Source organism: Asaia lannensis NBRC 102526, from assembly GCF_024054035.1.
GTDB classification, from domain to species: Bacteria; Pseudomonadota; Alphaproteobacteria; order Acetobacterales; family Acetobacteraceae; genus Asaia; species Asaia lannensis.
In genome coordinates this window covers 139,650-153,088 of sequence record NZ_JAMXQU010000007.1, presented here as the reverse complement: position 1 = coordinate 153,088, position 13,439 = coordinate 139,650, and the positions used below count along the sequence as shown (strand labels likewise).

Annotated in this window: 13 protein-coding genes; 10 read left to right on the top strand and 3 right to left on the bottom strand. The window is 59.6% G+C overall.

Annotated elements, in window-relative coordinates:
• The first annotated feature begins 528 nt into the window (after window positions 1-528).
• From NF685_RS10685 to spt, 4 genes are all read left to right on the top strand, one after another.
• Complete coding sequence (locus tag NF685_RS10685; protein ID WP_222548741.1) at window positions 529-1,659, top strand: CDP-glycerol glycerophosphotransferase family protein; 1,131 nt, start codon at window positions 529-531, stop codon at window positions 1,657-1,659.
• 81 nt (window positions 1,660-1,740) lie between these two features.
• On the top strand, window positions 1,741-3,480 hold the full coding sequence (locus NF685_RS10680; RefSeq protein WP_222547022.1) for a fatty acyl-AMP ligase: 1,740 nt from the start codon (window positions 1,741-1,743) through the stop codon (window positions 3,478-3,480).
• Window positions 3,481-3,646: 166 nt separating this feature from the next.
• Window positions 3,647-3,907 (top strand): acyl carrier protein, encoded by a 261-nt coding sequence (locus tag NF685_RS10675; RefSeq protein WP_222547021.1) that lies wholly within the window; start codon window positions 3,647-3,649, stop codon window positions 3,905-3,907.
• Entirely contained in the window at window positions 3,904-5,097 is a 1,194-nt protein-coding gene (gene spt / locus NF685_RS10670) for a serine palmitoyltransferase (RefSeq protein ID WP_222547020.1), read from the top strand. The genes NF685_RS10675 and spt overlap by 4 nt, the downstream gene beginning before the upstream one ends.
• Window positions 5,098-5,151: 54 nt before the next feature.
• Here the strand turns inward: spt and NF685_RS10665 are convergent, their stop codons facing one another.
• Window positions 5,152-6,120, bottom strand: a complete 969-nt coding sequence (locus NF685_RS10665) for a hypothetical protein (RefSeq protein WP_222547019.1) — start codon at window positions 6,118-6,120, stop codon at window positions 5,152-5,154.
• Entirely contained in the window at window positions 6,113-7,072 is a 960-nt protein-coding gene (locus tag NF685_RS10660; RefSeq protein WP_222547018.1) for a diacylglycerol/lipid kinase family protein, read from the bottom strand. Before NF685_RS10660 ends, NF685_RS10665 begins: the two co-directional genes overlap by 8 nt.
• A gap of 167 nt (window positions 7,073-7,239) precedes the next feature.
• On the opposite strand from NF685_RS10660, the gene NF685_RS10655 reads away from it, so the two are divergent.
• The 6 genes from NF685_RS10655 to NF685_RS10630 all read left to right on the top strand — a co-directional run bounded on the left by NF685_RS10655 (window position 7,240) and on the right by NF685_RS10630 (window position 13,111).
• Entirely contained in the window at window positions 7,240-8,154 is a 915-nt protein-coding gene (locus NF685_RS10655) for a metallophosphoesterase family protein (RefSeq protein WP_222547017.1), read from the top strand.
• On the top strand, window positions 8,154-9,344 hold the full coding sequence (locus NF685_RS10650) for an LptF/LptG family permease (protein ID WP_252849574.1): 1,191 nt from the start codon (window positions 8,154-8,156) through the stop codon (window positions 9,342-9,344). The genes NF685_RS10655 and NF685_RS10650 overlap by 1 nt, the downstream gene beginning before the upstream one ends.
• Window positions 9,341-10,447: an LptF/LptG family permease gene (locus tag NF685_RS10645; protein WP_252849573.1), complete on the top strand. Its 1,107-nt coding sequence runs from the start codon at window positions 9,341-9,343 to the stop codon at window positions 10,445-10,447. The genes NF685_RS10650 and NF685_RS10645 overlap by 4 nt, the downstream gene beginning before the upstream one ends.
• A gap of 104 nt (window positions 10,448-10,551) precedes the next feature.
• Window positions 10,552-11,271, top strand: a complete 720-nt coding sequence (locus NF685_RS10640; protein WP_252849580.1) for a sterol desaturase family protein — start codon at window positions 10,552-10,554, stop codon at window positions 11,269-11,271.
• Window positions 11,268-12,041, top strand: coding sequence for a nucleotidyltransferase family protein (locus NF685_RS10635; protein WP_252849572.1), 774 nt, complete (start codon window positions 11,268-11,270; stop codon window positions 12,039-12,041). The genes NF685_RS10640 and NF685_RS10635 overlap by 4 nt, the downstream gene beginning before the upstream one ends.
• Complete coding sequence (locus NF685_RS10630) at window positions 12,038-13,111, top strand: glycosyltransferase (protein ID WP_252849570.1); 1,074 nt, start codon at window positions 12,038-12,040, stop codon at window positions 13,109-13,111. The genes NF685_RS10635 and NF685_RS10630 overlap by 4 nt, the downstream gene beginning before the upstream one ends.
• Here NF685_RS10630 and NF685_RS10625 read toward each other — a convergent pair.
• The gene (locus tag NF685_RS10625; RefSeq protein ID WP_222547012.1) at window positions 13,085-13,411 is read right to left on the bottom strand and encodes a hypothetical protein; all 327 of its coding nucleotides are present in this window, start codon (window positions 13,409-13,411) and stop codon (window positions 13,085-13,087) included. The two genes, NF685_RS10630 and NF685_RS10625, sit on opposite strands and share 27 nt — an antisense overlap.
• Window positions 13,412-13,439 lie beyond the last annotated feature (28 nt).

The following is a 13,439-nucleotide window of genomic DNA, read 5'->3' as shown; positions in this document are numbered from 1 at the left end:
CGCCGCGGCGTGTTCCGCTGCGGTGAACGGGCTTTTAGACCCCATACCCAACACCGTCAACATATAATTTCAGAAAAATGACATGCCCGGCAAAAAAATCGGACTTTCACCGTCCCGAAACGCCAAACGGGAGGCCGAAGCTCTCACGGGGCCCCTAGGAAGTCGCAACGGAGCGTCATAATTCGTGAATTGTCTGCCTTACCCGAACTGCCGCTATTGTAGCTGTCATGAGCTCGTACCGGTCGCAGCAGATGCATAGACATCTTGTAGGATATGACAGGCGGATTTCATGTTCAGCGAATCTGCCTCCAGTTGCATCGATTGCGAAAATTTAAGCAGTTGTTTCATCACGTTTCTCGCATCTTCCCTTGTATCTCGCAAAGAGAAGCACAAAAACCTGCCGTGATCGGAAGCAGGCTCATCCCATACATTGCGCTTGCCTATGACATGCACGGTCGAGCGTGAGGAGACTGGACGATGATACACCTTGCTACCCTGACGACCTGCGGTAACTGACATATTCACATGCTGAAAATCGCGTTTCCCTACATCGCCCAGCCTCATCAGACCCTTCATTCCCTTCCCATCGCGATGGAGATTGCCTCTCGCCATGACGATACGGAGGTGCATGTGGCCTGCACGACCGAGGCGCATCTCGACTACGCCAAGACGCTGAGTGCACTCTATCCGCAGGCGAAAGCCCGTTTCGATCTCCTCAAGATGCCTGAGTTCCTGCGTCGCAGGATCGAGCATTCAGGGCCGGGCGTGCTTGGGAAAATGGCGAGTCTCTTTTTCAATCGCGATTATTTCTCTCGCTTCGAAGCGATTGTCGTACCGGAGCGGACGTCGCTCTATCTACGTCGCATGGGAATACGCAAACCACGCATGATTTGGACACGCCATGGCGCTGGCGACCGGGCGATCGGCTTTGCGCGCGATGTGAAGGAGTTCGATTTCGTTCTTCTGTCAGGCAAGAAAATCGAGGAACGCCTCCTGTCCCAGGGCGCGATCAGCCCGGGACGCTATTATCGCGGTTCCTACGCCAAGTTCGATATCGTCAGGCGCATGGCTCGTTCGCGCCCGGCCCTGTTCGATAACGACAAGCCGATCGTGCTCTATAATCCTCATTTCTCATCCAAGCTCTCTTCATGGCCTGTGATGGGTGAGGAAGTTCTGCAGTATTTTGCCAATCAGGACCGGTACAATCTTATATTTGCGCCACATTACAGGTTGTTCGACAAACACCGTCAGGAAGGCGAACAGCTGGTCGCCCGTTATGCGCACCACGATCATATTCTGATCGATCCGGGCAGCCCACGCAGCATAGACATGACCTATACGATGGCTGCCGATATCTATCTCGGCGATGTCAGTTCGCAGGTCGCCGAATTTCTCGTGCGGCCACGCCCTTGTGTTTTCCTGAATGCACATCACGTGAACTGGGAAACCGACAGGAATTACCACTTCTGGCATCTCGGTCAGGTTCTCGACACGGTCGATGCACTCCCCGCAGCGCTCGACTGCGCGGTAACAAAGCATGACGATTTTCTTGAGGCGCAACGCCAATATATATTAGAGACGTTCGAATTCACCGATGACGGCCCGACAGCACCTGGCGCTGCGGATGCGATCGTCGATTATCTCCGTAACGCCGCCTAACCCATACGCATGGTTCATCCCGGGGTTCCGCCTCGGCCCCCGAGACCATGACAGAGTGAAAAGCAGAGCAGACCCAACGATATGACGCCCAACCTGACGCCCGTTCCTACTGCATCGAACCAGAAGCGCCGCCATGGTGACTTTCCGACGTTCAGCGCTGCCCTGGATTATGCGGCGCAGGGAACGGCCGGTTTCAATATATATAATGGCCGTGGTCAGCTTCTTGAGGCTCTCCCGTACAGCCAGCTGCGTGAGCAGGCTATCGAGACGGCACGTCGCCTTCTGGGTACCGGTCTCAATGTGGGCGACCGTGTGGCCATCGTTGCAGAAAGCGACGGCGATTTCGCCCGCATTTTCTTCGGCTGCCAGTATGCCGGTCTGGTTCCGGCTCCCCTGCCCCTTCCTATCGCCTTTGGCGGTCGTGAAGCCTATATCGCAACCCTGCGTGGCATGGTGAGCGCTGCGGGCGCGCGCGCGGTGATCGTTCCGGAGCTGATCGGTTCCTGGACAGCCGATATCATTGAAGGTCTCGACCTTGCCTTCGGTGGTTCGCCTGCAGAGCTGCTGGGTCGTGCGCCTTCCGGGCAAGACCTTCCGATTATCGGCGCCGACGATCTGTCCTATCTCCAGTTCTCATCGGGCAGCACGCGCTTTCCGATGGGTGTTGCCGTCACTCAGTCGGCGGGTATGGCCAATGCCAGAGCCATTGCACGCGATGGCTTGCAGGTAACGGAAACGGGCGATCGCTGCGTATCGTGGCTGCCGCTCTACCACGATATGGGTCTGGTCGGTTTCTTCCTGACGCCAATGACCTGTCAGCTTACGGTCGACCTTCTGCCGACGCGCGAGTTCGCGCGCCGTCCTCATGTCTGGCTCGACCTGATCAGCCGCAACCGTGGGACGATCGCCTACAGCCCGTCTTTCGGTTACGAGCTTTGCGCACGTCGTCCGGTTTCAGGCGATCTCGATCTGTCCTGCTGGCGCATTGCCGGTATCGGCGGCGACATGATCCGTCACCACATTCTCGAGACATTCGCCGAACGCTTCAGCGCATACGGCTTCGATGGTCGCGCCTTCGTGGCAAGCTACGGCATGGCAGAAGCAACGCTTGCAATCAGCTTCGCACCCCTGAACACGGGCATCACCACCGATACGATCGACCTGCGCACGCTCGAAACAGACGGCGTTGCCCATGCGTCGAACGATCCCTCTCACGCATTGCGCACATTCGTGCTCTGCGGCGCAGCACTTCCGGACCATGAGGTTCAGGTGCGTGATCCTGATGGCGCATTGCAGGAAGAACGTCATGTCGGCATGGTCTACGTCCGTGGTCCCAGCCTGATGCGTGGGTATTTCGGACGCGAGGCCGAAACGCAGGACGTGCTGGACGACAAGGGCTGGCTCAATACCGGCGACCTTGGCTACATGCTCAACGGTCAGGTTGTAATCACAGGCCGCGCCAAGGACCTCATCATCATCAACGGACGCAATATCTGGCCTCAGGACCTCGAATGGTCGGCAGAGCACGAGATTACCTCGCTCCGTTCACGCGATGTTGCCGTGTTTGCCGTCGAGGAAGAAGCCGGTGAGCGCGTGGTCGCTCTGGTTCAGTGCCGCGCCACGAACGATGAAGATCGCGCCCGCCTTCGTGAGGAAACGATGGGTCTGTTCCGCCGTCAGCACGGTGTGGATGTGGATGTCATTCTCGTTCCTCCCCACACTCTGCCCCAGACCTCGTCGGGAAAACTGACACGCGCGCGTGCCAAGGCCATGCTGCTGGCCGGCGATTTCGAAACGGTGACAACCAGCACAGCAGCCTGAACCGGGACGGGCGAGGCCTTGGGGTCTCGCCCGTCCCGTCATGCGGATATTATCCCTGATAAGCAGGGGAGAGTTTGCCACCCTCTGGTTTTCCGGCAGAGCCTGTCGCATAACACGCTTCATCACGGGGCATTTTTGTCCTGAAGTCCTTATTCGGAGACGCTTCATGACCGATACGGTCGACTCCATCTCAGCCATGATCATCGAAAAGCTTCTTGCCAATCCAAAGGTGCCGCGCGACATCAATGGTGACAGCAAGATTGTCGAGGATCTCGCTTTCGACTCTCTGGCCGTCATGAACTTCGTGATGGAAATCGAGGACGAGCTCGATGTTTCCGTACCGCTCGACAAGCTTGCCGATATTCGCACGATCCATGATCTCGCCGTGTGTCTTGCAGGTCTGAAATCGGGTGGCGACGCCTCGTGAGCGATATTTTCGCCAAATATGCGGGGCTTAAAGCTGCCGCTGCGGGACTGACGGCGCATTCGCCGCGCAACCCGTTCGGTGTGGTGATCGATCACCCCGTTTCAGCCACGGTCGGCGTGATCGAGGGGCGTGAAACGCTTCTTTTCGGCACCAATAACTATCTTGGCCTGAGCCAGTCGAAGGCTGCGGCCGATGCGGCGATCGAAACCGTGCGTCGTGAAGGTGTCGGTACGACAGGCTCGCGCATCGCCAACGGCACTTACGCGCTGCATCGCCAGCTTGAAGCCCGCCTGGCAGAAGTGTTCCGTCGTCGTCACTGCATGATTTTCTCGACAGGTTATCAGGCTAATCTCGGGGCAATCTCAGCACTGGCTGGCAAGGACGATATCCTTCTCCTCGATGCGGACAGTCATGCCAGCATCTATGATGCAAGCCGCCTCGGCTATGCACAGGTGATCCGTTTCCGCCATAACGACCCCGCCGATCTCGACAAGCGCCTGTCGCGCCTGAAGGATCACAAGGGCGCCAAGCTGATCGTGGTCGAAGGCATCTATTCGATGACGGGCAATGTCGCGCCGATGCGTGAGTTTGCCGAGGTCAAGAAAAAGCACGGGGCCTATCTTCTGGCGGATGAAGCCCATTCCTTCGGTGTGCTCGGTGAGAACGGACGCGGCGTTGCCGAACGCGATGGGTGTGAAGACGATGTCGACTTCGTGGTCGGTACGTTCTCCAAGAGCCTCGGCACGGTCGGTGGTTATTGCGTATCGAATCTCGACGGGCTTGAGCTGATTCGTCTTTGCTCGCGCCCTTACATGTTCACCGCGTCCCTGCCGCCCGAAATCATTGCCTCGACACTGGCAGCACTGGACGAAATGCAGGCACGCCCCGAGCTGCGCAAGCAGCTTTATGCCAATGCCGAGCAGCTCAATCGCGGCCTCCATGCGCTGGGCCTGAAGACCAGCCCGCATGTGAGTCCGGTGGTCGCTGTAACGCTGGAGACAGTCGAGCAGGCCCTCGCCTTCTGGAATCGTCTTCTGGACCTCGGCGTGTACGTCAATCTCTCCCTGCCGCCCGCCACACCCGACGAACACCCGCTTCTGCGCTGTTCGGTCATGGCGGTGCATAACGCGCAGGAAATCGACAAAGCGCTTGCTGCTTTCGCTCAGGCCAAAAGCGACATCCTGGGCTGAACGTCACAAAAAAAGGCCGGTGTGACCGGCCTTTTTTTCGTGCGCTGATATTCCTTATCCGCGCATGCCGCTGAGCATGATCCTGCGCGCGCGCCAGAGCAGACGAGGCAGGCAGATCAGCGGGTGACGCGCCTCGAACGGTGAGAGAGCAAGCCGGAACCCGGTATGGCGCTCTATCTTCCATGCCAGATAGGCTGCGCCATCACGGAATGTAAACGCGGCCTTGATCAGACGGGCAATATTGCGCCAACGCCCACGCTGAGCCATATGCGCCCAGCGCCTCTGCGCGCGCATGCGCTGCGCCAGTGTCAGGCCGGGCGACAGATCCTCTCCGGTTTGTGCGTATCGAATGCGGGCAATCTGCCAGGCCGGGCGTAGAAGCTGCGCATAACGTGCTTCCTGCCCATCGATAAGCGAGGATCCACGCGACGAACCCTCGACACGTAATTCGGCTCTGTAGGTTTTGCCGAAAAGCAGAAGCCACCAAGCAGTGGCAGGGCGTGCCCCTTCTCCCAGACGAGCCGCCCAGCCTGCGGCCGTGATGACGCATTGACGAACCACGTCGAGAACGGCATCTGCCGCCGCGCTATCGCGCACCCAGACCAGACGGACAGGCTGGCAGAAACGTGCCCAGAGCGTCGTATCGGTCGAGCGTGGTGACGATGCCGCCCGGAACTGGGACAGCGTGATCAGCGCGACTTTGGCGCGGAGAACCTGCCCGTCGATACGATGTTCGGCATAGAAGACATTGGGCGGCAGAAAATGATTGCCGAGCCGGGCAAGCACACCTGCAGGCCAGTCGCTCAGTCTGTCGAGAACGATGTAGAAATCGAAAAGCCCTTCCCCATCGAACTTGCGCAGCCCCGATCCGTAGAAAAGAACAGCCAGAGGACGGGTCGACCCCAGTATATGTCTCACTAGGTCGTGCAACCGGGGATCGACCGGCGTGGTCAGATCTGCAATCAGGACCTTGTCGATCGCTTCGATAGATTCGGGTTCAGTCCTGTAATCTGGCTCAGTCATGCACGAAACCGAATTGCGGCCCCTCGCGAAGATAGATGCGATGATCCCTACCGGACGGGAAACGCTCGCCATCGATTACGAAATCACTGTCGCAGGTCAGCACCATGCTCTGAGCCCGGCCGCTTGTGTAATCGGCGCTCTGACGAAGCCAGGACGGCGCACGACCGCGCAGCAACGCCCAAGTCGCCTGTAGCAGCTTCCCCGGATGATCCGAAACATTGAGAAAGTGCAATCCGCCCGCCTTGGCCGGATCGGCATTCCAGAAGGGCCATATCCCGAGATTGAGTTTCTGGAGCGCTGTCGAGAGGAACAGAAAGCTATGCCCGTCAGCCAGAACCGCGCCATCGCCCTCGAGCGTAAGACGATCGCCCTGTAGCCAGGTCTCTCGGTGCCTGCGCCACAGCAGGCTTCCAAAGGCACCGACCAGCGTCACTGCCACGGCAAGGTTATGCGGTGCATAACGCAGCACATGCGGTGAATGTGCGATGGCAATAGCCCGTGCATAGCCTGAACTGCCCTGGAACATGCCGAGACGCGGCGCGTACTCGTCATCCGGCCATGAGACCCTGAGCGGGCGGCGTCGGACCCGTGGCAGACCATCGAGATGGTCGCGCAGATGATGCAATGCCTGGATACCACGACGCGAAAAGCCGATATCGCGCGCAATCAGGTTGGTATTACCCGACGGAAAAATGGCGAGTTCGGGCAGATTGTCTTCAGGATAGACCCGCATGATTGCGGTCATGACATCGCTGACGGTACCATCACCGCCATTGATGGCAATCAGTCGGACATTGCGCCGGGCAAGATCCGCCACCATATCCGTCATCTCATCATGGGAGGCCGGAACCAGAAAGCCGTCTCCGAGGAGTTTCTGGGCCTGTTGGGCGAATTTGCTGCCGTCTCGCCTGTTCTTCCGGCTACGCGGGTTATGGATCAGGGCTAGGCGCACGGCAGTATCATTTATGTTACGGTCATCCCTCTTGCCCGGCAGAACACCGGGCATCCGGCTTGCGCGGCGCCATAGCATGACTTAGGCAGCGGGACCAGAAACCGATTGGTCATTTTTGGAATTTGCCACGTTTGGCCTGTGACCGACGGGGAGGAAGAGAGAGGCAGATGACCGTGTTGAACGTTCCCCCGGCAGTTTCCCCGGTCGTTCTGGCGCATCTGTCGGACGTGCACCTTCCCCCTCCATCTCCCCTGCCCGGCTGGCAACATTTTGCAAATAAACGCGCTCTCAGCCTGGCTTCATGGACGCGCAACCGCGTGCATCATCATCTGCCGGCGCTCTCCGATGCCGTGCGCGCAGATATCGATGCGGCCCATCCCGATCTGGTGCTCAACACCGGCGATATGACGAATTTCGGCCTCTCCGGCGAGTTCCTGAATGCCGCGCATTGGCTCGACTCGATGGAAACGCCGTGCCTCGTTGTCCCCGGCAATCACGACGCCATGGTTGGCCGGCCCTGGTCCGGACATGGCGAGACATGGTCGCGCTGGATGGAAGACACGCAGGAAGACGGTTTTCCCTATTGTCACAAGCGCGACGATATCGCGATCATCGGACTGAACAGTGCGATTGCAACGCCCCCGTTCATGGCCTGCGGGCGCATCGGGCGTGAGCAGACCGAGCGTCTGGCGGCTATTCTGGAGGAGACGCGCGACATGTGCCGCGTGATCATGATCCATCATCCGCCCCGTGCCGGCCTGGTCCCGTGGCGCAAATCGCTGCTCGATCATCGTAATGTGGCGGCTGTCATAGCGCGCCATGGCGCCTCGCTCGTCTTGCACGGTCATTCCCACAACGCCACGTTGTCGACGGTGCCCGGCACGGCCATTCCCCTAATTGGTGTACCGTCTGCCTCGCTGCAGTCTTCGCGCCCCTGGCGTCAAAGCGGCTGGAACCGTATTGCCATCGTCCAGCATGAAGGATGTTGCGAAATCGACCTCCAGACAAGGCAATACACGCTAGAAACCGGCTGGCGGACGAGCCGACACAAGCGCTGGTCGGAGCGGAGCCGTCAATCCTGATGCGCCTGCCTCATTTCCCGACGCTAGACCGCTATCTGCTGGCCCAGCTCATTCCGCCATTCGTCGTGTCGCTGGCTGCCGTGCTGGCGGCGCTTCTGCTAGAGCGCCTTCTCGTTCTGTTCGACGATCTGGCCGCTGAGGGCAGCTCTCTTGCGACCTTCGTGGCGCTTCTGACCGATCTTCTGCCCCATTATCTTGGTCTTGCTCTGCCGGCGGCGCTCTGCGTAAGCGTCTTTCTGATCATCCGCCGCATGAGCGACAACAACGAGATCGACGCGCTGATGGCGAGTGGCGTGTCCCTGCTGCGTATCGCACGCCCTTATATGTGGACCGGAGTTGCCGTCGGGTTCGGCAGCATTCTGCTTTATGGTTATATCCAGCCTGTTGCGCGTTACGATTTCCGCTCCGGTTTTTACTATGCTGCCCATTCTGGCTGGGCGCCGCATCTTCAGGCGGGCATGTTCGCCACGACCTCCGATGACTCCATGCTCACCGCCGATCGTGTATCGCGCAACGGGACCGTCCTGCACGAAGTCTTCATACGTCAGCGCGAGCCTAACGGTGCCGTGCGCATCATCACTGCCCATCGCGGTCTGGTGACTGCCGTTCCCTCGCTCAAACAGACGCGGCTCGATCTGTGGGACGGGCTGATCGTCTACGACCCGCGCAACGATACCAACAAGGCGACGCAGACACGCTTCGATCACAGCATGAAAGTGTTCGATCAGGGCCATGATACGGCGGTTTTCCGCTCACGCGGCATAGACGAGCGCGAGCTGACCCTGGTCGAACTGGCCACCCGGCTCGAAGCCTCGCATCAGTCCGATAATCCAGCCGGGGATGGCGGAATCACACGTTCGAGCCTGCGTGCCGAGCTGGATTTCCGCCTCGCGCGCGCACTCGCCATACCGTTCATTCCGCCTCTCGCCGTTGCGCTGGCCATTGGCGCCAAGAGACGTCGACCGATTATCGGCCTGATTGCGCTGGCAATCGTTCTGGTCGGGTTCGATCACACGCTCCAGTTCGGACACGGGCTGATCACCACTGGAAAAATGCGCGGCTTTTACGCGATATGGCTCCCCGAGATCGTCTTCTGCACGATCTGCCTCGCCTCGATCTTCCGTCGTTCGCGCGGATCGTGGAGACGACGTCAGGCCATACCGCTGGTGAAGGCAACCCGCACGTCATGACCCGCTCCAATGCGCCAGTGGGCGCCTCGCACTCGGTTCTCCTGCGTTATTTTACGCGCAGCATGATCGGCCGAACGCTGATCTGCGGTGGCATCCTCGTTTCAATGATGGAAATCCTCGGCTTGCTCGAGATGACCACGCCCATTCTGGAGCGTCATCTCGGCGCGATGGGTCTCGTGCGCTATGCATTGTTGCGCATGCCGACCCTGACCGTGCAGACCCTCCCGCTCAGCACGCTGATCGGCGCGTTGTTCATGCTGATGCAAATGACACTGGCCAGCGAGATGGCCAGTCTGCGTGCGGCCGGATTATCGACCGGACGATTGCTGGTTTTTCTGCTTCCATCCATCGGCATCATCAGCGCTGCGGGAATTATCACGCAGGAAGTCGTTGCACCGCGCACCGAACTCGCCCTTGCCAAATGGTGGAACCTTACAGACCCGAAAGCCGCGGGCTCCGGTCACGGGTTCTGGTTTCATGCCTCGGGCAACGTCATCCACATCGACAGTTTCTCTGAGGGCGGGCGCAGTGTTCAGAAAGTCGCGGTCTATCACCGGGCACGCGGGGGCGACCTTGTCGCCGCCGATACGGCACCGCAGGCTGTCTACGATCGCTCGACCGGGTGGCACGCCACAGATGTCAGAAGCCTGACGCTCAGAAGCAACCGTGTCGATATCGAGCACCGCCACGATGTGGCCCTTCTTCCTGCAGATGTCACACCCGATACGCTTATCCAGCTTTCGCAAAGCTATCCCGTGCTCTCTGGCTGGTCGCTCTGGATGATCCTCCATCGGGGCGGGGCATCCAGTCTGCCCAAAGCCACCTATCGCATGGCACTTTTCGCGCCTCTCATGCTGCCGGTCTCGCTATGCGCCATGCTTTTACTTGCCATGCCGGTGATCTATATTCCGCCACGCACGGGCACGCGCAGTCTGCTCCCCATCGCGGCTCTTGCTGCCGGTTTTGGTTTCATAGTGCTTCAAGGCCTGATACAGGCTCTTGGCAATGCAGGAACGTTGCCTGCGTTAATTGCCGTCACGGCGCCTCCCGCCCTGGCATTCCTCCTTGGAGGGGCATGGATTGTGAAGATGGAAGAGAAATGAGTACGTTCAATTCTGAACACTCGGAAGGCTTCTGGCGCGCCTTCTGGAACGCCCGGAAAAACCAGGGCTCCCTCCGTACCGGTAGAAGTTTCGATCTGGGCAAGATGAGCCTGCCCCATCTTTGGATGGCATACCTCACCTACCCGACCATTCTTTTCTATTTCGCGCTCATCCTCGTTTCGGCCGGGGTTGCGATCTATCTGGGGCCACAGCTCGGCCCCACCCTTCTGACGATCGTTCTGGTTGTCGCGATCTACCCGTTCGCCTGGTATGCAATCCATCGCTTCATTCTTCATGGGCGCTGGCTGTATCGCAATCCGGTAACGGCGTCGCTGTGGAAGCGCGTCCATTTCGATCATCATCAGGACCCGCATCTTCTCGACGTGCTGTTCGGCTCGCCGCTCAACACTTTGCCCACCATCGCCATTATCGTCATGCCCATCGGCTGGGCCATTGGCGGAGCGAGCACGGCTTTCGCCGCCCTGTCGACCGGGCTGGTCATGACCTGCATCTACGAGTTTTTCCACTGCATCCAGCATCTGGCTTACAAGCCGCGCTGGGCATGGGTGGCCAAAATCAAGCAGCTGCACGTCCTGCATCACTTCCATGACGAAGACGGCAATTACGGAATCACGAATTATGCTGCAGATCGCCTGTTCGGCAGCTTCTATCGCGATGCCCGTGCCCGTCCGCGCAGCGCACATGTGTTCGACCTCGGCTACGATCTGGAAGAGGCCCAGCGCTATCCGTGGGTGATGAAGCGCACAGGGGCCCCACCCAAGCAGCGCCCCGACGGGGCCAAACGGGGCAGCGCCGCTCCGTGACATCTCGCTCGACCGACTGTCTCGTCCTGATTTTGGCGGGCTCGCGCGACGGCGCACAGGACCCGCTTGCCCGTCTGGGGCGTGTCGCTCACAAGGCTCTCCTGCCCGTAGCGGGCAAGCCGATGATCGAGCATGTGCTGGCCACGCTGGCGCGCACACCCGGACTGGGTACGCGCTATGTCAGTATCGAGACGCCCGATGCACTGGCTCTGCTCGCGCAGGATTTCAGCTGCCTGCCCACGGCCAGCGGCCCGAGCGGCAGTGTTGCACTGGCACTCGAACGCCTTGGCACGCCTCTCCTCGTGACCACTGCCGATCATCCCCTGCTGAATTCAGACTGGATCGTCGATTTCATGGCGCGCGCCGATAAGGCGGGATGCGATCTGGCTGTTGGTGTCGCGCTGAGGGAAACGATCGAACGCGACGTCCCCCCCACACGCCGGACCTATATTCCCCTGCGTGACATGGAATTTTCAGGCTGCAACCTGTTCCTGCTCCGCACCGACAAGGCGCGCGCGGTAATTACGCTGTGGCAGACGCTGGAGCGCGATCGCAAACACCCGCTTCGTATGGCCCGTACGCTCGGGATCGGCATTCTGCTACGTGCGCTTTGCAAACGCCTGACCAGCAAGGCGCTGATCGATCGCATCGAAGCCCTGACAGGGGCAAAGGTCGCACTCCTGACAGTTGAGGACGGCCGCGCGGCCGTGGATGTGGACAAGCCGCAGGACCTTGCTCTGGTCGAGATGCTCCTGGCTGACGCCGCATGAAAATTGCCTATGTGATCAACTCGGTCGAGGGCGGTGGCGCGGCTCTGCCCGTGCCCGCCATCACGCAGGTCATGCGCGACAACGGGCACGAGGTCATCGTTCTCGCACTGACGCGTCGCGACGGCCGTGCCATCAAGCCCATGCTTCAGTCGGGCCTTACGGTTCATGTGCGTGAAGGCGGCCGCAAGGACCATCTCGCCGCCCTGTCATGGCTGAACCGGGAAATTCGTGAACAGAAGCCGGATCTGATCTGGACCTCGCTCACACGGGCCACACTGCTTGGTCAGCTTGTCGGGCTGAGACGTCGCATCCCTGTTGTAAGCTGGCAGCACTCCGCGCGTCTCAAACCGGCGAATGCACGGCTTTTGCGCCTTATGCGCGGCCTGTCACGTCTGTGGATTGCCGATTCGACCTGCGTCGAGCACGAAACCGAGCGCAAGCTCGGCCTCCCGGCAGATAAACTGACGTGCTGGCCCATATTCAGGGCTACCAACGATTTTCCGGTCGCCCTGCCCTGGACCGAGGCAGCACCTGTCAGAATCGGATCTCTGGGGCGTCTGCATCCGGTCAAGGGATACGATGTGCTCTGTGCGGCCATCGCCCTGCTGCGCAATATCGAGCATCTGCCTGCTTTCGAAGTGCATATCGCTGGCGAAGGCGAGGAGCGCGACCGTCTGGCAGCGATGATCGCGCGCGACAACCTGCCCATCATCCTCGACGGATATAACGCCGACCCCAGGCAGTTTCTCTCGACATTGCAGATCTATGTGCAGCCTTCGCACTGGGAAGGGCTGTGTCTTGCCGCCCATGAGGCACTGCTCTGCGGGGTGCCCGTCATTGCCTCGGAAGCAGGTGAGCTGCCTCATACGATCACACAATCCTGCGGTCGTATCGTCCCGCCCAACGATCCCGAAGCACTGGCACTGGCACTGGCCGATCTGCTGCGCGATCCTTCCCTTCTGGCAGCAATGGGCCAAACCGGGCGCGAGCGCGTTCTCTCCCGCTTCGACGCCCAAAGCTTCGACAGGCGCGGGAGCGAGATTCTAGCGCGCCTCGAAAGTACTCTCTGAACGCGGCTGCGTGAGCTGCCCCGAAAATTTGAAATCCATCTGCGCAAAAACGACGGTCGCAACTAGCAGCAATATCCATACCATACGTGGCGCCGACTGTTTTTCGAGCAGGGCCGCCGCGCCAAAGGCCAGGAATGCCAGAATATCGAGAGCGAAATGCAACCGCTCATCGATATGACCCCCAAAATAACCGACAAGAAAAAGCACGATGCCGATAATGGCGCAGCTCAGGGCTTTTTCACGACGCGCCCAGCCGATGAAATTCATAACCCTGTCCGATGTCTCGCGTTGTTCAGGCAAACCTATCTCCAGAAACCGGGAAAGCAGT